Origin of the sequence: Halomonas sp. JS92-SW72 (assembly GCF_003547075.1) — a bacterium.
GTDB lineage: Bacteria > Pseudomonadota > Gammaproteobacteria > Pseudomonadales > Halomonadaceae > Halomonas > Halomonas alkalicola.
Genome location: NZ_CP032147.1, coordinates 1274026 through 1292297, shown reverse-complemented (window position 1 = coordinate 1292297; position 18272 = coordinate 1274026). Strand labels below are relative to the sequence as shown.

Here is an 18272-nt window from a genome sequence, read left to right as displayed (position 1 = left end):
GCAGCGGCGGGTCATCGTCGGGCAGCCGTCGCAGCGATTCCGCACCGCGACGTAGCGGCGACGGCGCCTCGGCAGGCGGGGGCGGCGGCTTCACGGGCGAGTGGATCGGCCCGCCGCCATGGGGCGGCCAGCGGTCGCCATGCGGGGGGCGACAGGGCCTCGGGCTGCCGTCCGGGCACCACGGCCAGGGCGCCCAGCGAGGGGGCAGCTAATCGGCGGGGCGGTTGACGCTGGCCCGGTGCACATAGATGGTCACCGGCGAGCTGCGATGGCGAACGGCGCCGCTGCCATCGAGCAGCTCCGCCTGCAGCACGTGTTCGCCGGGGTTCATGTTGGCCACCATGAAGGCGGTGGTATGCATCGCCGTCTGGCTCACCTGGCCGTCCACCAGCAGGCGAACGCGATGGTCCTCGCGCAGCTCGGGCTGGATGCCCAGCTCCACCGGCACGTTACCCGCCGCCCCCACCGGGAAGGCCTGCTCATGGCTGGGGGAGAGGATGCGGAAGCTGTCGTAGGGCATGAAGGGCTGGCCGGGTGAGCCCGTCGCCGCGGCGGCACCGCTGGCCTCGAGCTGTGGCGCCGGCTCGCCGCGGCGCACCTCGCCGCTGGAGGGCACCACGGTCAGCGGCGCCAGCTCCACCTGCTCACCGCCCCGGTCCGGGTTGTCGGTAAAGACCACGTTGCCCTGGGCATCGGTGGTGCGATAGATCGTCTGGGCCTGGGCCGCCAGGCTGAACGACAGCCCCACCGCCAGGGCCATCAAGGCCTTGTTCATGGATACCCCCTGCGTGCCGCCTTCCTGGCGGTCTGTGGATGGTGTTGCCTTACCCCTGCTTGGATAGTGAACAAGATAAAGGGGTTCCGCCATGGCGGAACCCCTTTTCGATCAACGCCGGGGCGTCGATGCCGGGCCAGGTCGCGTCGCGCCTGGCCGCTGCCGTCATCAGCAGCTGTAGTACATGTCGAACTCGATGGGGTGGGTGGTCATGCGAATGCGCTCCACGTCCTCCATCTTCAGCTCGATGTAGGCATCGATCATGTCATCGGTGAAGACGCCACCCTCGGTCAGGAAGGCGCGATCCTTGTCCAGGGCATCCAGGGCCTGGTCGAGGCTGTGGGCCACGGTCGGCACCTTCTTGCCCTCTTCCGGCGGCAGGTCATAGAGGTTCTTGTCCATGGCGTCGCCGGGGTGGATCTTGTTCTTGATGCCGTCGATGCCGGCCATCAGCATCGCCGCGAAGCACAGGTAGGGGTTGGCGGTCGGGTCCGGGAAGCGGAGCTCGACGCGCTTGCCCTTGGGGCTGGCGGTGTAGGGGATGCGGATGGAAGCGGAGCGGTTGCGGGCCGAGTAGGCCAGCATCACCGGCGCCTCGAAGCCCGGCACCAGACGCTTGTATGAGTTGGTGGAGGCGTTGGCGAAGGCGTTCAGGGCACGGGCGTGCTTGATGATGCCGCCGATGTAGTAGAGGGCCATCTCGGAGAGACCCGCGTACTCGTCGCCCGCAAACTGGTTGTTGCCATCCTTCCAGAAGGACTGGTGGACGTGCATGCCGGAGCCGTTGTCACCGACCAGCGGCTTGGGCATGAAGGTGGCGGTCTTGCCGTAGGCATGGGCCACGTTGTGGATCACGTACTTGAGTTCCTGGACCTCGTCGGCCTTCTTGACCAGGGTGTTGAACTTGACGCCGATCTCGTTCTGGCCGGCGTTGGCCACCTCGTGGTGGTGCACCTCGACGGTCTGGCCGATGGCCTCCAGGGTGTTGCACATGGCGCCACGGATATCGTGGAAGCTATCGACCGGGGGCACCGGGAAGTAGCCGCCCTTGACCCGCGGGCGGTGGGCCAGGTTGCCGCCCTCGATGGAACGGTCGGTGGCCCAGGCGCCCTCTTCGGAGGTGATCTTGTACATGGAGCCCTCGATATCGGACTTCCAGTGCACCTCGTCGAAGATGAAGAACTCGGGCTCGGGGCCGAAGAAGGCGGTGTCGCCCAGGCCGGTGGACTGCAGGTAGGCCTCGGCGCGCTTGGCGATGGAGCGCGGGTCACGCTCGTAACCCTGCATGGTGGCCGGCTCGATGATATCGCAGCGCAGCACCAGGGTGGCGTCTTCGGTGAAGGGGTCGAGGAAGGCGGTGCCGTCTTCCGGACGCAGGATCATGTCGGACTCGTTGATGCCCTTCCAGCCGGAGATGGAAGAGCCATCGAACATCTGGCCGTTCTCGAAAAACTCCTCGTCCACATCGCGGGCCGGGATGGTGACGTGCTGCTCCTTGCCACGGGTATCGGTGAAGCGCAGGTCGACCCACTTCACGTCATGTTCTTCAATCAGGGCGAGAGTCTTGGCAGACATGGTGTCCTCCAGGGTTGAACTTGGCTCGAAGCCTTGGTGATGCGAGATCGGGATACGTCGAATTCGGGGTACTGCGAAGTTGTAGCACGCCGTGGACACCCTGCCCACGGCAGCCGGCATTCTCTCCGACGCTGCCCAATACAATGCACGCCTCATGCCAACACTGCACCCCGATGCGGCAAAATAAGGGCAACATGCTGATTTAAAAAATGAAAACGAAACACCTCGGCGCACCAGCCTGAATCACGCCCCGCCGGGCGCCCCTCGGGAACATCGTCCAGCCCCATCCTTTGCACCATGAAAGTGCGAAATGATTCACCAATGCACCGCTGAAGGGCGCTCGAGGCATCGCAGGTCCCGCGCCCCTCCCGGAGGGGACCGCCATCCTGGAGCGTCCAGAGATTTCCCACCGAACCCCTTTGATACCTAGAGTCACTAACGGCTACACTTCATTACACCACCCCTCGAGGTACCGGCAGCGAACTCCTGGCAGCCGACCCACGACCCAAGGGTGCGGCCTACTGGAGCGGAGTTCGCATGGCTGACGTCACCGGCTGCATTCTGATCGACGCCCGCAGCGCCGGCTCCCGCCTGCCTCGGCAGCTGGCGGTCGTGGCGCCGCTCGCGCGTGCCGAGACCTTCTCGCTGGCCATCATCGACGACACCGGCGATGCCCGACTGCCCCCCATGGCGCACCGCTACGGTGCACGCCTGCTCAGCGTCATTCCCGCCCCCCTGGGGCAGCGCCTCAACGACGCCATCGCCCGCAGCCCTGGCCCGCTGCTGATCTTTCCCGGCATCGGCAGCGTCTCCAGCGCCGAGACGCTCTCCCGGCTGGCCGCCGAGGTGTCAGCAGGCCGGGCCGATGTCGCCCTCCTCCCCTCCCTGCAGCGCGGCCCGCAGCGGCGCCTGCTGGTCTGGCTCAGGATCAGTCGCCTGCCCCGTGGCGAAGGCCTGTGCCTGTCCCGCGCCTGGTTCGATCGCATCGGCGGCTGCGACCCCGAGCTGGACGATGGCGCCCTGGACGAGCTGCTGGAACGCCTGCGCGCCTGCGGTGCCCGGACAAGGCCCACCGACGCCTGACACTGGCCGCCGGACCCGACCGACCGTCGATCGACTATCCTGCATACGTTGACTGCCCGTCGTAGGCACGCATTGAGCCTGCCATCCGGCGCCGATAGGGTACGGACTTTACTGATCAACCGGCCGTACACGACAAAAAATGACCGCCAACCCCTCCATCCAGCGCAAGAATTTCTGGTCCGGCCTGGGCGTTGCCGCCGTCGCGGTGCTCCTGCTCACCTGGGTCATTCCCACCTGGGGCGGCCGTGGCTTCGCCGTCGGCATGCACCCCCGCACCCTGGCCACCCTCGGCGCCTGGATCATGCTGGTCTGTGCCCTCGCCCTCAGCCTGCTCAGCGCCATCGCCCTGCTGCGCACCCGCGAGCCCTTCGTGGCCCGGCCCGACCTGCTGGGCCTCTGGCACCAGACTTGGCCCTTTCTCTATGTGCTGGCCTTCATCGTGGCCATCGACCGCCTGCCGCTGACCTGGGTGGCCCCGGCGATGATCGCCGGCCTGCTGCTGATCCTCGGCGAGCGGCGCTGGCATGTGCTGGCCCTCACCGCGGCCATTCCCACCGGCGGCCTCTATGTGCTGACCGTCCACCTGATGCGCATAGGAGTGGTGTGAGATGGGATTCGATGCCATCCTCGGCTCCTTCGCGGCCGCCCTGCACTACGAGTCCATCGCGGTCATCCTCGGCGGTGTGCTGCTCGGCTATATCGTGGGGGTGATCCCGGGTCTCAACCGGGCGGTGGCCATCGCCATCGCCATTCCGCTGACCTTCTACATGTCGGCCTATGCGGCCATCGCCTTCCTGATCGGGCTCTCCAAGGGCACCGCGGCGGGCAGTGCGGTCTCGGCGATCCTGCTCAACACCCCGGGGGAGCCCTCCTCGGCGGCCACCTGCCTGGACGGCTACCCCATGGCGAGCTCGGGCAAGCCGCGCAAGGCCCTCAAGGTGGGCCTGCTGGCCTCGGTGATCGGCGACCTGCTGGCCACCCTGCTGCTGATCGCGGTGGCCATTCCCTTCGCGTCGATCGCGCTGAAGTTCGGTCCCTACGAGCTGGCCGCGATCCTGCTCTTCGCGCTGGTGTTCATCGCCGGCATGGCGGGGGGCTCCTTTCTCAAGGGCCTGGCCGCGGGCGGCATGGGGGTGATCCTCGGCACCGTGGGACTGGACCCGGAGACCGGCGCCATGCGCCTGACCTTCGGCCATGCGGAGCTGATGGAGGGGGTGCCGATCCTGCCGCTGGTGATCGGGACCCTGGCGCTGGCCGAGATGTTCGTGCAGCTCGACGAGTACCGCCGCAACAGGGGCGGCCGCGTGATCAAGCTGGGCCAGGAGGCCGATGACGACCTCTCCTGGCCGGAGTTCAAGGGCACCCTGCCGACCATCTTCAGGAGCACCGGCGTGGGGGCCTTCGTGGGGGCGCTGCCGGGCCTGGGGCCGTCGGTGGGGGCCTTCATGGCCTATGGCCTGGCCAAGCGCACCGACAAGGACCCGGAGAGCTTCGGCAAGGGCAACCCCAAGGGCATCGCCGCCGCCGAGGCCTCGGACAACGCGGTGATCCCGGCCAGCTATATCCCGCTGTTCGGCCTGGGCATCCCCGGCAGCGTCTCGGCGGCGCTGCTGGTGGGGGCCTTCATGATCCATGGCATCCAGGTGGGGCCGCTGATGCTGCGCGACCACCCTCAGATGCTCTTCACCCTGTTCTCGGGAATGATCGTGGCAAGCCTCTTGATGCTGGCGGTGGGCTGGTACGGCCTGCGCCTCTTCGCCAAGGTCACCAGCGTGCCGGCCCACATCGTGATCCCGGTGGTGATCTTCCTGTGCCTGGCCGGCATCCAGGTCCAGGGCTACGGCACCTTCGGGCTGGTCACGGTGTTCGCCTTCGCGATCTTCGGCTACTTCCTGAAGAAGTTCGACTACTCCTTCGTGACCTTCCTGGTGGCCTTCATCGTGACCCCGATGCTGGAGATGAACCTGCGCCAGTCGGTGATCCTCTCCGGCGGCGACATCGCCATCCTGCTCGACCGGCCCATCGCCCTGGCCTTCGTCATCTTCACCGTGCTGATGGCGCTGCACCTGGGCTGGAGCAGCTACCGCCAGTGGCTGCGCAAGCGGCTCAAGGCGCCCAAGGCATGACCGATCGCCGGCCGTGCCGGCGCCCCGCGATCGACTTCGATCGCAACGCTCCACCGCGAGCGACGACGCCCCATAACGCTCCATAACAACGCAACCGTGAGGTTCTGATCATGAAAGTGAAACTGCTGGGCTCCGCCCTTCTCGCCTCCGCCGTGGCCCTCGCCGGCACCGGCCTGGCCCAGGCCGACGACTTCCCGAGCAAGCCGCTGACCCTGGTGGTCGGCTGGGGCGCCGGCGGCAGCACCGACATCCAGGCCCGGGTGCTGGCCGACATCATGAGCGAGGAGCTCGGTCAGCCGGTCAACGTGGTCAACCAGCCCGGCGCCGGCGGCGGCGTGGCCCTGGCCCGCCTGGCCAACAGCCGCGACGAGGGCTACACCTTCGTGTTCGGCACCTCCATGACCATCACCTTCGGCCCGCTCTCCTCCGAGACCACCTACGACCTCGACGACTTCCGCTACGTGGCCGGCGTGACCCTCGGCCAGTCGGCCATCGTCACCGGCGAGAACCGCCCCTTCGGTGACAGCTGGGAAGACCTGGTGGCCTACGCCCAGGAGAACCCGGGTACCAGCTACGCCACCCAGACCGCGCTCGACCGCATGATCATCGAGTACATCGCCCAGCAGGAGGGCCTCGACCTGCGCATCGTGCCCACCTCCGGCGGCGCCGGCATGGCCCCGCTGATCCTCTCCGGCGACGTCGACTTCGCCTACAGCGGCGGCACCCACTCCGGCTACGCCGAGACCGGCGAGATGCCGGTGCTGCTGAGCCTGGCCGAGGATCGCCTGGTGGCCTTCCCCGACGCCCCGACCCTGCAGGAGGCCGGCTACGACATCAACGCCGCCGAGATCCGCGTGGCGATGGTGCCGCAGAACACTCCGGACGCCCACGTCGAGCGCCTGGCCGAGGCCCTCAAGGCGGCCACCGAGGACGCGCGCTTCATCGAGATCACCGAGGAGCGCATCCTGATGCCGGTGACCTGGATGCCCGAGGAGGAGGTGACCCAGCTGCTCAGCGACCAGATCGAGGGCTACAAGGCGCTGATCGAGGAGCTCGGCGGCCTGCCCGGCCAGGAGTGAGCCGCACCGGCCCGGCCTCGCCGGGCCCGGTGAGACCCGATGACGGGCGCCCCGGGGCGCCCGTCTCGCGTTGACAGCCCATCGAAAGCGCGAATCCGCTATTACCTGGCCGGGGGAGCCTGTACAATGCGCGCCCTACATTCCCTGCCCCGCGCCTAGGGTACTTAACAAAACGTGTACATAGGTGCGTACATATCAGTGAGACACACCTCATGAGCACGACATCCAGTCATACCGACGTCAGCAACCTGCGCAACATTGCCATCATCGCCCACGTCGACCACGGCAAGACCACCCTGGTCGACAAGCTCCTCAGCCAGTCCGGCACCCTGGATCGCAAGGCCGAGGGGCAGGAGCGCGTGATGGATTCCAATGACCAGGAGAAAGAGCGCGGCATCACCATCCTGGCCAAGAACACCGCCATCCGCTGGCAGTCTCCGGATGGCCAGGACTACCGCATCAACATCGTGGACACCCCCGGACACGCCGACTTCGGCGGCGAGGTCGAGCGCGTCATGTCCATGGTGGACTCGGTACTGCTGCTGGTGGACTCGGTCGACGGCCCCATGCCGCAGACCCGCTTCGTCACCCAGAAGGCCTTCGCCCAGGGCCTCAGGCCCATCGTGGTGGTCAACAAGATCGACCGCCCCGGCGCGCGTCCCGACTGGGTCATCGACCAGATCTTCGACCTGTTCGACAACCTCGGCGCCACCGACGAGCAGCTCGACTTCCCGATCATCTACTGCTCGGCGCTCAACGGCATCGCCGGCCCCGAGCCGGACCAGCTGGCCGAGGACATGACGCCCATGTTCCAGGCCATCGTCGACATCGTCGAGCCGCCCAAGGTCGAGCTGGATGGTCCCTTCCAGATGCAGATCTCCGCGCTGGACTACAACAGCTACGTGGGCGTCATCGGCCTCGGGCGCATCAAGCGTGGCTCGGTGAAGCCCAACCAGCAGGTCACCGTGATCGGCACCGACGGCGCCACCCGCAAGGGCAAGGTCGGCCAGGTGATGACCCACATGGGCCTGGAGCGCGTGCAGACCGACGTGGCCACCGCCGGCGACATCGTCTGCATCACCGGCATCGACCCGCTCTCCATCTCCGACACCCTGTGCGATCCGTCCGCCGTCGAGGCGCTGCCGCCGCTCTCCGTCGACCAGCCCACCGTCTCCATGACCTTCCAGGTCAACGACTCGCCGATGGCCGGCCGCGACGGCAAGTTCGTCACCAGCCGCAACATCAAGGATCGCCTCGAGCAGGAGCTGATCCACAACGTGGCGCTGCGCGTCGAGCAGGGCGAGACCCCCGAGAAGTTCAAGGTCTCCGGCCGCGGCGAGCTGCACCTTTCGGTGCTGATCGAGACCATGCGTCGCGAGGGCTTCGAGCTGGCCGTGGGCCGCCCCGAGGTGATCATCCGCGAGATCGACGGCGTCAAGCAGGAGCCGTACGAAGAGGTGATCATCGACTGCGAGGAGCAGCACCAGGGCGCCATCATGGAGGAGCTCGGCTACCGCAAGGGCGAGCTCTCCAACATGAACCCCGACGGCAAGGGCCGGGTACGCCTGGACTTCATGATCCCCGCCCGCGGCCTGATCGGCTTCCGCGGCCAGTTCATGACCCTGACCTCCGGCACCGGCATCCTCACCAGCCGCTTCGACCACTACGGCCCGCTCAAGCCCGACGCCGCCATCGAGCGTCGCAACGGCGTGATGGTCTCCATGGTCGACGGCAAGGCGCTGGCCTATGCGCTCTACGCCCTGCAGGATCGCGGCAAGCTGATCATCGACCACGGCACCGAGGTCTACGAGGGCATGCTGGTGGGCATCCACAGCCGCGCCAACGACCTGGTGGTCAACCCCACCAAGGGCAAGAAGCTCGACAACATGCGCGCCTCGGGCAACGACGAGAACATCGTGCTGACCCCGCCGGTGAAGTTCTCGCTGGAGCAGGCCATCGAGTTCCTCGACGACGACGAGCTGGTGGAGATCACCCCGAACCACATCCGCCTGCGCAAGAAGTTCCTCAAGGAAAACGAGCGCAAGCGCGCCAGCAAGAAGTAAGGCGAGGCGATCGCGCCACGACGCCCGCCCGGGGAGCTCCCCGCGGCGGGCGTCGTCGTTCTCGGCCCCGGCATCTTCTATGCTGGTAGCCTGCCAACTCGATCCGCCATCCACAGAGGAGAACCGGCATGCACAAGCACGTGGAGTGGGACGACCCCGGCGCCGACAGCGTGATGCGCCACTTCGAGAAGGACCCCATGGGCCACTCGGCCCCCGGCCCCGGCGACATCCTCTCGGCGCGCTACCAGGGCGCCGTGGTTCGGGTGAAGGTGGAGGCCTACGTGGAGGGCACCAGCATCGGCGAGGTGGCGGCGATCATCGCCGTCAACAACGGCCGGCGGCTGAAGTCCCACGGCAAGCTCGCCCTGGGCGACACCGTGCGCCTGCCGGACGACTCCCGCGCCCTGGAGCCCCGCGTCGGCGAGGCCCGGGACGACGACGAGGATGACGACGAACAGCGCTAGTCGATAGCGACACCATCGCCGAACTTAACGGCCGATAAACGCTTGGTGGCTGGCTCCTGACCGCGTTTTGCCGCAAAGTTGCGACACGGGCCCACAAGGCCATCGATTCGCGTTCTGGAGCCACCATGAGCAAGCATAACGTCTGGACCCACAAGGGCACCTTCCTGCTGGCCGCCGTCGGCTCGGCGGTGGGTCTCGGCAACCTCTGGCGCTTTCCCTACCTGACCGGGGAGAACGGCGGCGGTGCCTTCATTCTGGTCTACGCCCTGACCATCTTCGCGGTGGGCATCCCGATCCTGATCGCCGAGACAATGCTCGGCCGCAGCAGCCGCCGAAGCCCGATCATGGGCATGCGCTTCCTGACCCGCACCCACAACACCTCGCGGGCCTGGGAGTCCATCGGCTGGCTGGGGGCCGCCTCGGCCTTCCTGATCCTCAGCTTCTACTCGGTGATCGCCGGCTGGGCGATCCACTACACCTGGCAGATGCTCACCGGCTCGCTGGCCGGCGCCGATGCCGCCACCATCGGCGCCGGCTTCGAGGCCCTGCTCGCCTCGCCGGCCCTGCTGACCCTCTACCACACCCTGTTCATCATCGCCTCGGGGCTGATCGTCGGCATGGGCATCCACAAGGGCATCGAGAGCGGGCTGCGCATCATCATGCCGGCGCTGTTCGTCATCCTGCTGGTGGTGCTCGCCTACGGCGTGGCCAACGGCGACTTCGGCGCCGCGGCCAGTTTCCTCTTCACCTTCAACCTCGCCGACCTGAGCCTGGAGGGCTGGCTGGCCGCCATGGGGCAGTCGTTCTTCACCCTGAGCCTCGGCATGGGCGCGATCATGGCCTACGGCGCCTACATGTCCAGCGACCTCTCGCTGACCCGCACCGCCGTCACCATCGTCGACACCGCCGTGGCCATGGTCGCGGGCCTGGCGATCTTCTCGCTGGTGTTCGGCGCCGGCCTCGACGCCGGCCAGGGCCCGGGGCTGATGTTCGTCACCCTGCCGCTGGCCTTCGCCGAGATGCCCTTCGGCGCGCTGATCGGCGGGGTCTTCTTCATCCTGGTGCTGGGGGCGGCCATCAGCTCCTCCATCTCGCTGATCGAGCCGGTGGCCGCCTTCCTGGTGGAGCGCTTCGACATGACCCGCCCCCAGGCGGTGTTCGCCATGGTGGTGGCCAGCTGGGCGCTGGGCCTGCTCACCGTGGTCAGCTTCAACGTCTACGCCGAGGGCACCCTCTTCCACGCCCTGTTCGGGCGCAGCGCCTTCGACTTCATCGAGCTGCTCACCAACATCTTCATGCCGCTGGGCGGCCTTCTGATCGCGCTCTTCGCCGGCTGGGCGCTGACCCACAGCGAGGTGATGAAGGAGATGCGCACCAACGAGACCTGGTTCGCCATCTGGCGCTTCCTGGTGCGCTTCGTGGCCCCGGCGGCGGTGGCCTTCGTCTTCCTGCGCGCCATCCCCCAGGTGGAGGGCTACCTGATCCCCACCGTCGGCGCCCTGGTGATCGTCGGTGCCTTCGCCGCCGGGCGCACCTTCCTGGTGGAAGACAGCCAGGAGCAGTGACGGTCGCGCCGCCGCCCCGGGCGGCGGCGCCTCGACCGCGCGAGCGGCAGCGAATTCGGCAAGCACAATGCACCTGGAACCATGCAACAAGAACAATGGAAGCATCCATGACACCCATGATCGACGTGCGGCACGTCCACAAGGCCTTCGGTGGCCTCAGGGTCATCAACGACTGCTCGCTCTCGGTGGCGAAGGGCTCCATCACCGGGCTGATCGGCCCCAATGGAGCGGGCAAGTCGACGCTGTTCAACATCATCGCCGGCGCCCTGCCGCTGGACAGCGGCCAGGTGCTGCTCGACGGCGAGGAGATCACCAACCGCCCCGCCAACGAGCTCTTCCACAAGGGGCTCTTGCGCACCTTCCAGATCGCCCACGAGTTCTCCCAGATGACCGCCCTGGAGAACCTGATGATGGTGCCCCCCGCCCAGGCCGGCGAGGGGCTCTTCAACGCCTGGCTCAAGCCGGGGCTGGTGCGGGCCCAGGAGGAGGGGGTGCGCCGCAAGGCCTTGGAGGTGATCGACTTCATCGGGCTCTACCACGTGCGCAACGAGCTGGCCGGCAACCTCTCCGGCGGCCAGAAGAAGCTGCTCGAGCTCGGCCGCACCATGATGACCGACGCCCGGGTGGTGCTGCTCGACGAGATCGCCGCCGGGGTCAACCGCACCCTGCTGGGCGACCTGGTGGAGAACATCGAGCGCCTCAACCGCGAGCTGGGCTACACCTTCCTGGTCATCGAGCACGACATGGACATGATCGCGAGGCTCTGCGACCCGGTGATCGTGCTGGCCCAGGGCAGCGTGATGGTGGAGGGTACGATCCAGGAGATCCAGAGCAACCCGGAGGTCATCGAAGCCTATTTCGGCTCCGCCTGACGCACGCTGCAGCGACATCCACAACGAACTCCAAAGAACAACACACCCAGGGACTCCCCCACGATGCCACTCCTAGATGCGCGCGACGTCCATGGCGGCTACGGCGGCATGAACATCCTCAACGGGGTGAACATGGCCATCGAGGCCGACGAGATCGGCGTCATCGTCGGCCCCAACGGCGCCGGCAAGTCCACCATGCTCAAGGCCGTGTTCGGCCTGCTGACCGTGACCCAGGGCGAGATCCTGCTGCGCGGCGAGCCGATCCACAACCTGCCCCCCAACAAGCTGGTGCAGCAGGGCATGGGCTTCGTTCCCCAGGAGAAGAACGTCTTTCCGAGCCTCACGGTGAAGGAGAACCTGGAGATGGGTGCCTTCCTCAAGCCCCAGAACGTCAAGCGCATGCTCAAGCGGATCTACGACTTCTTCCCACCGCTCTATGACAAGCGCCACCAGCCCGCCGGCGAGCTCTCCGGCGGCCAGCGCCAGATGGTGGCCATGGGCCGGGCGCTGATGGCCGAGCCCAGCCTGCTGCTGCTCGACGAGCCCACCGCGGGCCTCTCGCCGCTCTACATGAACGAGATCTTCGAGCAGGTGAAGCAGATCAACGCCGCCGGCGTGGGCATCCTGATGGTGGAGCAGAACGCCAAGCAGGCGCTGGCCATCGCCGACAAGGGCTTCGTGCTGGCCGCCGGCCAGAACCGCTTCACCGATACCGGTGCCGCCCTGCTGGCGGACCCGGAAGTGGCCAGGAGCTTCCTGGGCGGCTGAGCCAGGGACAGGAGAACAACCGTCGTGAACGAACTCGTCTTCTTCATCAACAACGTGATCATCGCCGGCAGCGTCACCGGCTCGATCTACGCCATCGGCGCCATCGGCGTGACGCTGATCTTCAGCATCATGCGCTTCGCCCATTTCGCCCACGCCGACATGATGACCTTCGGCGCCTTCATGGTGCTGCTGCTCACCGCGGCCTTCCCGGGCGTGGGGGCCGTCGTGGGGCTGCCCACCCCGGTGGTCATGCTGCCGGCGGCCATGGTGCTCACCGCCCTGCTCGCCGTGGGCATCGACAAGGCCTTCTACAAGCCGCTGCGCGCCCACGGGGTGAAGCCCATCGTCATCGTGATCGGCTCGCTCGGGGTCACCCTGATGCTGCAGGGGCTGATCCGGCTGTTCGCCGGCACCAGCGCCCAGAACCTCTACATGGCCGGCGAGCGCAAGGAGATCTACCGCCTCGCCCTGCCCTTCGAGGGGGTGCGCGCGCCCATCGTGATCACCGAGCCGCAGATCATCCTCTTCGTGCTGACCATCGCCTGCGTGGTAGGCCTGCACCTCTTCCTCAACCGCTCGCGGCTGGGCAAGGCGATGCGCGCCATGTCGGACAACCCCGACCTGGCCCGCGCCTCGGGGATCAACACCAACGCCATCGTGGCGGTGACCTGGGTGATCGCCGGGGGGCTCGCCGCCATCGCCGGCACCCTGCTGTCGCTGGACGTCACCTTCAAGCCGGACCTCAGCTTCTTCCTGCTGCTGCCGATCTTCGCCGCGGCCATCGTCGGCGGCGTGGGCCACCCCTACGGCGCCATCGCCGGCGGCTTCGTGGTGGGCTTCGCCGAGACCCTGGCGGTGTTCAACTGGTCGGTGCTGCTGCGGCCCATCGCCCACCACTTCCCGGAGTGGCTGGAGCTGCCGCGCAACCTGGCCTTCGTGAGCACCGAGTACAAGATCGTGGTTCCCTTCTTCATCCTGGTGGCCATCCTGGTATGGCGTCCGACCGGCATCTTCAAGGGCAAGGTGATCTGATGAACACGACCGACAAGCGCCGCGAGGACCTGGTCGCCGCCCCCTCGCGCTTCCCCCTCCGCGAGGTGGTGCTGTTTGCCGCCCTGCTGGCGGCCATCCTCGGGGTCTACATGGCGATGGGGGCGGCCTACAGCACCCGCATGCTGGTGGAGGCCGCCTGCTACGCCATCCTGGCCCTCGGCCTGACCATCCAGTGGGGCTACGCCGGCCAGTTCAATGCCGGGGTGATGGGCTTCGTGGCCCTCGGCGGCTACTGCGCCATGGCCTTCAGCGTCCCGGTCAACCCCGCCTTCTGGGAGAGCGAGCTGCCCGGCGAGCTGGCCCGGGTGCTGCTCTACGCGGCGGCCGCCGCCATGCTGGTGTTTGGCGCCACTAGGCTCGACCGCATCGGCGTGCCCAAGCGGCTGCGCACCCTGATCGCCATCGTGCTGGCGGTGGTGCTCTACCTGGTGGTGATCAGCCTGCTGCGCGGAGTCACCGGCGAGATCCAGTCACGGGCGGGCTTCGTCGGCGGCCTGGGCCTGCCGGCCTGGACCGGCTGGATCGTCGGCGGGGCGCTGGCCGGGGCGGTGGGCTACTTCATCGGCCATATCTGCCTGGGGCTGCGCAGCGACTACCTGGCCATCGCCACCCTGGGCATCGCCGAGATCATCAAGGCCTTCCTCAAGAACTCCGACTGGCTGACCCGCGGCACCGCCACCGTCTCGCCGCTGCCCTGGCCCACCCCGGGGCCGGCGGAGCTGGGCTTCACCCTGGCTCGGGCGCTCTACCTCTCGGTGACGGCGGTGATGATCGCGGTGATCTTCTTCCTGCTGCACCGCGCCTATAACGCCCCCTGGGGGCGGATGATCCGCGCCATCCGCGACAACGAGGTGGCCGCCTCCGCCATGGGCAAGGACATCAACCAGCGCCGCCTGGAGATCTTCGTGCTGGGCTGCGTCCTGATGGGGCTGGGCGGCGGGGTGCTGGCCACCTTCAACAGCCTCTTCGACCCCCAGGGCTACCTGCCGCTCAACCACACCTTCCTGGTGCTGGTGATGGTGATCCTGGGCGGGCCGGGCAACAACCTGGGCACCATCTTCGGCGCCGTGGCGGTCTACATCATCTGGATCATGTCGGAGCCGCTGGCGCTGGCGGTGATGAACCTGGCGGTGCACCTCGGCGACCTGTGGTTCGCCTGGGAGCCGCCGCGCAACATCGAGAGCCGCGCCCTGCAGGCCCGGGTCTTCGTGATCGGCCTGCTGATCACCCTGGTGCTGCGCTTCGCGCCTCAAGGACTCTTACCTGAAAAGGTCAGGCACCACGGGTAGGCTTTATCGAAAACTGTCTACGCTCGGCCATACGGCGTTAAAAATCAGCTCAAGGTACTCATTTACAGCTGTAAACTCCGTCCTTTCGCTGATTTTTGCCTTGTCTGGCCTTCGCTCGACGACTTTTCGAAAAAAGCCTTATCAACGTGAAAGGCCCCGGCGGGAAACCGCCGGGGCCTTTCTGGTCAGAGAGCTCGGATCAGCTCAGCGCGGGAGGCTCAGGGCTCGACGAAGCCCTTGCTGACGAAGCGGCCGTCCTCGACCACCATCTCCACCACCACGCCCGGCACGTCGCCATCCTCGTCGAACTCGTGGCTGCCGGAGGCGCCCTCGTAGTTGATCTCGGTGCCGGCGGCAATCAGCTCCACGGCCTTCTCCCACTCGCCGGGCAGGATGATCTCGCCCGGGGCACTGGAGACGCTGCGCAGCGCCGCGGAGAGCCCCTCGCGCTCGGCGCTGCCGTTCTGCTCGATGGCCAGCGCCACCAGGAAGGCGGCATCGTAGGCCTGGGCGGCGAACACCGCGCTGGGGTCGATGCCGGCGGCCTCGGCGGCCTCGTTGAAGATCTCGGTGCCCGGCAGGTCGGGGCTGCCCGGGCGGGTGGCGATCATGCCCTCCAGCACATCGGCGCCCACCGCCTCGACCAGGCTGTCGCCCACCATGCCGTCGGCGCCCACGTACTGGGTGAAGGTGCCCGCCTCATAGGCCTGGCGCAGCACCGTCTGGCCGGAGGAGTCGGCGTAGGCCAGCACCACCAGGGTGTCGGCACCGGTGGCCGACAGCGAGCCCAGCTCGGAGCGGTAGTCGGCGCGGCCATCCTCGTGGGCCAGGTTCTCGGCCACCTCGCCGCCACCCGCCACGAAGGCCTCGGTGAAGGCGTCCGACAGGCCGCGGCCATAGTCGTTGTTCACATAGGTCACGGCCACATAGTCGATGCCCTTGTCGAGCACCAGCTTGGCCAGCATCTCGCCCTGGAAGGCGTCCGAGGGCACGGTACGGAACACCAGGTCGTTGTCGTCGAGCTCGCTCACCGCCGGCGCCGTGGAGGCCGGCGAGACCATCACCACCCCGCCGGGGATCGCCGCGTTGTTGGCCGCGGCGATGGTCGCCCCGGTGCAGAGCGCGCCGACGATGGCGGTGACGTTCTCGGTGTTGACCATGCGGTCCGCCGCGTTGGAGGCCGCGGAGGCGTCGGCGCAGGTGGTGTCGGCGCTGGGCATCACCAGGGTCTGGCCGCCCAGGATGCCGCCCTGCTCGTTGACCTGCTGCACCGCCAGGCGGGCACCCTCGTAGATCGGTGGCGTCAGGCTCTCGATGGGGCCGGTGAAGCCGCCCAGGAAGCCGACCTTGACCTCGGCCTGGGCCGCGCCGGCCAGACTCAGTGCGGAGGCCGCGATGGCCATCGACAGGATGCTCTTCTTCATATTGTGTTCCCGTGCAGGTTGCGATGTTCAGGAGTCTTTGAGGGTTTCCCGATTCCAATCTGGAAGGCCTCGAGGAAAAACACAAGCCGTCGCTGCCAACGCTGGCTGCCCCATCGGTCAACTCCCTGCGCCGCCAGCAGGGCACGCCAGCCTGCCTATACTGAAAGGCCCCGACCCCGTCCGTTGCCTGGAGCACGCCATGCGCCCCCTGTCCCTCGTCCTGCCTCTGACCGCCACCCTGGTGCTTGCCGCCGGCGGCGCCCACGCCTACACCCCCGCCGGCACCGATCTCGTCTACGAGGTGAACGGCGAGGCCTTCGAGGGCTATCTCGCCACCGCCGAGGGGGAGGCCCGCGGCAGCGTACTGATCATCCACGACTGGGACGGCCTGGACGACTACGAGCGCCAGCGCGCCGACATGCTCGCCGCGCAGGGGTATGACGCCTTCGCCGTGGACCTCTACGGCCAGGGCAACCGGCCCCAGGAGATCGAGAACAAGCGCACCGAGACCGCCCGCCTCTACGAGGACCGCGAGCGCATGCGCACCCTGACCCTGGCCGGCCTGGCCGAGGCCCGCGCCCAGGGCGCCGCCGAGCCCAGCGTGATCATGGGCTACTGCTTCGGCGGCGCCGTGGCCCTCGAGCTGGCCCGCTCCGGCGAGGCCGAGGCGGTGCACGGCTTCGCCAGCTTCCACGGCGGCCTGGCCACCCCCGAGGGGCAGAGCTGGCCACAGGGCGCCGGGCCGATCCTGATCGCCCACGGCGGCGCCGACAGCGCCATTCCCATGAGCGAGGTCGCCACCCTGGCCGAGGAGCTGGAGGCCGCCGAGGCGACCTACGAGATCCAGGTCTACTCCGGCGCGCCCCACGCCTTCACCGTGTTCGGCAGCGACGCCTACCGGGCGCACGCCGATGCCCGCGCCTGGAGCGCCTTCCTGATCCTGCTCGACGAGGCACTCTGACCATGCTGCAGCAGCTGCTCACCGTCACCGAGCTCGGCGGCAGCCGCCGCGAGATCGGCCTGGCCCACGGCCGCACCCACGCCCGGCTGATCCAGCGCAGCCTGGAGGTCTACGACCGGCTCTTCCACGACTTCGTGGGCATACGCTGGGTGCGGGCCCGGGTCGAGGCGGCACGCTTCGGGCGCATGATCGAACGCGGCTTTCCCGAGATCCTCGAGGAGATGGACGCCATCGCCGAGGGGGCCGGGGTCGAGCCCATCGACATCCTCACCCTCAACTGCCGCAGCGAGATCTCGCTGACCCGCGCCAGCGGCGGCTGCTCCGCCTTCGCCCTGCAGCGCGCCGGCACCCAGTGGCTGGCCCAGAACTGGGACTGGCGCACCGACCAGCTGCACAACGTGGTGGTGCTGAAGATCCAGGGCGAGACCAGCGCCCCGCTGGTGAGCGTCGGCGAGGCGGGCATGGTGGCCAAGATCGGGTTCAACGCCCACGGCATCGGCGTCTGCCTCAACGCCATCCGTTCGCAGACCTGCGGCGAGGGGCTGCCGATCCACGTGGCGCTGCGCAAGATCCTCGAGAGCCCCGACATGGAAAGCGCCCTGGCGGTGGCCAGCCGCGACCGGGTCTGCTCCCCGGCCCACTTCCTGGTGGCCAGCGCCGAGGGCGAGGCGGTGGGGCTCGAGGTGCACCCCGGCGAGCCCGGCCGGCTGCCGGCCGAGGGCGGCGTGGTCACCCACACCAACCACCTCTACGCCCCGGACGCCACCGCCCAGGTGGCGGACTTCCCCCGTGCCGACTCGCGCCCGCGCCTGGCCCGCCTGGATGCCCTGCTGCGCCGGGAACCGGCGCCGAGCGCCCCTGTGGACGAGCGCGCCCTGTTCGAGATCCTCGCCGACCACGACGGCGAACCGCTCTCGATCTGCCGCCACTTCAACCCCGCCCAGCCCCCGGAGGAGCGCATGGAGACGCTGTTCGGGGTGGTGATGAACCTCACCGAGCGGCGCCTCGCCGTGCGCCACGGCAAGCCCTGCGAGTCCGAGGAGGCGCTGGTGGTGAGGCTGTGAGGCGTGCCCCCGGCACAGCGGCCCGGGGGACGCGACGTCCCGCGGGTCAACGCAAGGGCGGCCGGGACAGGCTATGATGGGGGCTGAATTTGCTGCATCGCAGTAACCCAC

The 18272-nt window shown here is 68.0% G+C and carries 16 protein-coding genes; 13 read left to right on the top strand and 3 right to left on the bottom strand.

Going from position 1 to position 18272, the window contains the following annotated elements; genetic code table 11:
- Positions 1 to 208 precede the first annotated feature (208 nt).
- Both D1793_RS06160 and glnA read right to left on the bottom strand, forming a co-directional pair.
- Positions 209 to 775, bottom strand: coding sequence for a DUF4124 domain-containing protein (locus D1793_RS06160; RefSeq protein ID WP_119021371.1), 567 nt, complete (start codon positions 773 to 775; stop codon positions 209 to 211).
- 168 nt (positions 776 to 943) lie between these two features.
- Positions 944 to 2350 (bottom strand): glutamate--ammonia ligase, encoded by a 1407-nt coding sequence (gene glnA / locus D1793_RS06155; protein ID WP_119021370.1) that lies wholly within the window; start codon positions 2348 to 2350, stop codon positions 944 to 946.
- Positions 2351 to 2887: 537 nt separating this feature from the next.
- Here glnA and D1793_RS06150 point away from each other — a divergent pair.
- The 11 genes from D1793_RS06150 (at position 2888) to D1793_RS06100 (ending at position 14712) form a co-directional block, all read left to right on the top strand.
- Complete coding sequence (locus D1793_RS06150; protein ID WP_119021369.1) at positions 2888 to 3433, top strand: hypothetical protein; 546 nt, start codon at positions 2888 to 2890, stop codon at positions 3431 to 3433.
- A 139-nt stretch (positions 3434 to 3572) separates the two neighbouring features.
- On the top strand, positions 3573 to 4040 hold the full coding sequence (locus tag D1793_RS06145; protein WP_119021368.1) for a hypothetical protein: 468 nt from the start codon (positions 3573 to 3575) through the stop codon (positions 4038 to 4040).
- A gap of 1 nt (position 4041) precedes the next feature.
- Complete coding sequence (locus D1793_RS06140) at positions 4042 to 5559, top strand: tripartite tricarboxylate transporter permease (RefSeq protein ID WP_119021367.1); 1518 nt, start codon at positions 4042 to 4044, stop codon at positions 5557 to 5559.
- Between the two features lie 110 nt (positions 5560 to 5669).
- Positions 5670 to 6638, top strand: coding sequence for a tripartite tricarboxylate transporter substrate binding protein (locus tag D1793_RS06135; protein WP_119021366.1), 969 nt, complete (start codon positions 5670 to 5672; stop codon positions 6636 to 6638).
- A 212-nt stretch (positions 6639 to 6850) separates the two neighbouring features.
- A complete protein-coding gene (gene typA, locus D1793_RS06130; protein ID WP_119021365.1) occupies positions 6851 to 8701 on the top strand; it encodes a translational GTPase TypA in 1851 nt (616 codons plus the stop codon).
- A 128-nt stretch (positions 8702 to 8829) separates the two neighbouring features.
- Positions 8830 to 9165 carry a hypothetical protein gene (locus tag D1793_RS06125; RefSeq protein WP_119021364.1) on the top strand — a complete coding sequence of 112 codons (336 nt, stop codon included), beginning with the start codon at positions 8830 to 8832 and terminating at the stop codon, positions 9163 to 9165.
- 125 nt (positions 9166 to 9290) lie between these two features.
- The gene (locus tag D1793_RS06120) at positions 9291 to 10730 is read left to right on the top strand and encodes a sodium-dependent transporter (protein ID WP_119021363.1); all 1440 of its coding nucleotides are present in this window, start codon (positions 9291 to 9293) and stop codon (positions 10728 to 10730) included.
- Positions 10731 to 10837: 107 nt separating this feature from the next.
- Positions 10838 to 11602, top strand: a complete 765-nt coding sequence (locus D1793_RS06115) for an ABC transporter ATP-binding protein (RefSeq protein WP_119021362.1) — start codon at positions 10838 to 10840, stop codon at positions 11600 to 11602.
- Between the two features lie 63 nt (positions 11603 to 11665).
- Positions 11666 to 12370: an ABC transporter ATP-binding protein gene (locus tag D1793_RS06110; protein ID WP_119021361.1), complete on the top strand. Its 705-nt coding sequence runs from the start codon at positions 11666 to 11668 to the stop codon at positions 12368 to 12370.
- 24 nt (positions 12371 to 12394) lie between these two features.
- Positions 12395 to 13402, top strand: coding sequence for a branched-chain amino acid ABC transporter permease (locus D1793_RS06105; protein WP_119021360.1), 1008 nt, complete (start codon positions 12395 to 12397; stop codon positions 13400 to 13402).
- Positions 13402 to 14712, top strand: coding sequence for a branched-chain amino acid ABC transporter permease (locus D1793_RS06100; protein ID WP_119021359.1), 1311 nt, complete (start codon positions 13402 to 13404; stop codon positions 14710 to 14712). Before D1793_RS06105 ends, D1793_RS06100 begins: the two co-directional genes overlap by 1 nt.
- Before the next feature lie 218 nt (positions 14713 to 14930).
- Here the strand turns inward: D1793_RS06100 and D1793_RS06095 are convergent, their stop codons facing one another.
- Positions 14931 to 16136 carry an ABC transporter substrate-binding protein gene (locus D1793_RS06095; protein WP_119021358.1) on the bottom strand — a complete coding sequence of 402 codons (1206 nt, stop codon included), beginning with the start codon at positions 16134 to 16136 and terminating at the stop codon, positions 14931 to 14933.
- Positions 16137 to 16335: 199 nt separating this feature from the next.
- Here D1793_RS06095 and D1793_RS06090 point away from each other — a divergent pair, with 199 nt between their 5' ends.
- On the top strand, positions 16336 to 17097 hold the full coding sequence (locus tag D1793_RS06090; protein ID WP_119021357.1) for a dienelactone hydrolase family protein: 762 nt from the start codon (positions 16336 to 16338) through the stop codon (positions 17095 to 17097).
- 2 nt (positions 17098 to 17099) lie between these two features.
- A complete protein-coding gene (locus D1793_RS06085; protein WP_119021356.1) occupies positions 17100 to 18161 on the top strand; it encodes a C45 family peptidase in 1062 nt (353 codons plus the stop codon).
- The last annotated feature ends 111 nt before the right edge of the window (positions 18162 to 18272 follow it).

Excerpts from the sequence above, each read along its gene's own strand:
- D1793_RS06160 (WP_119021371.1), bottom strand. The coding sequence starts at position 775 with ATGAACAAGGCCTTGATGGCCCTGGCGGTGGGGCTGTCGTTCAGCCTG.
- glnA (WP_119021370.1), bottom strand. The coding sequence starts at position 2,350 with ATGTCTGCCAAGACTCTCGCCCTGATTGAAGAACATGACGTGAAGTGG.
- D1793_RS06150 (WP_119021369.1), top strand. The coding sequence starts at position 2,888 with ATGGCTGACGTCACCGGCTGCATTCTGATCGACGCCCGCAGCGCCGGC.
- D1793_RS06145 (WP_119021368.1), top strand. The coding sequence starts at position 3,573 with ATGACCGCCAACCCCTCCATCCAGCGCAAGAATTTCTGGTCCGGCCTG.
- D1793_RS06140 (WP_119021367.1), top strand. The coding sequence starts at position 4,042 with ATGGGATTCGATGCCATCCTCGGCTCCTTCGCGGCCGCCCTGCACTAC.
- D1793_RS06135 (WP_119021366.1), top strand. The coding sequence starts at position 5,670 with ATGAAAGTGAAACTGCTGGGCTCCGCCCTTCTCGCCTCCGCCGTGGCC.
- typA (WP_119021365.1), top strand. The coding sequence starts at position 6,851 with ATGAGCACGACATCCAGTCATACCGACGTCAGCAACCTGCGCAACATT.
- D1793_RS06125 (WP_119021364.1), top strand. The coding sequence starts at position 8,830 with ATGCACAAGCACGTGGAGTGGGACGACCCCGGCGCCGACAGCGTGATG.
- D1793_RS06120 (WP_119021363.1), top strand. The coding sequence starts at position 9,291 with ATGAGCAAGCATAACGTCTGGACCCACAAGGGCACCTTCCTGCTGGCC.
- D1793_RS06115 (WP_119021362.1), top strand. The coding sequence starts at position 10,838 with ATGACACCCATGATCGACGTGCGGCACGTCCACAAGGCCTTCGGTGGC.
- D1793_RS06110 (WP_119021361.1), top strand. The coding sequence starts at position 11,666 with ATGCCACTCCTAGATGCGCGCGACGTCCATGGCGGCTACGGCGGCATG.
- D1793_RS06100 (WP_119021359.1), top strand. The coding sequence starts at position 13,402 with ATGAACACGACCGACAAGCGCCGCGAGGACCTGGTCGCCGCCCCCTCG.
- D1793_RS06095 (WP_119021358.1), bottom strand. The coding sequence starts at position 16,136 with ATGAAGAAGAGCATCCTGTCGATGGCCATCGCGGCCTCCGCACTGAGT.
- D1793_RS06090 (WP_119021357.1), top strand. The coding sequence starts at position 16,336 with ATGCGCCCCCTGTCCCTCGTCCTGCCTCTGACCGCCACCCTGGTGCTT.
- D1793_RS06085 (WP_119021356.1), top strand. The coding sequence starts at position 17,100 with ATGCTGCAGCAGCTGCTCACCGTCACCGAGCTCGGCGGCAGCCGCCGC.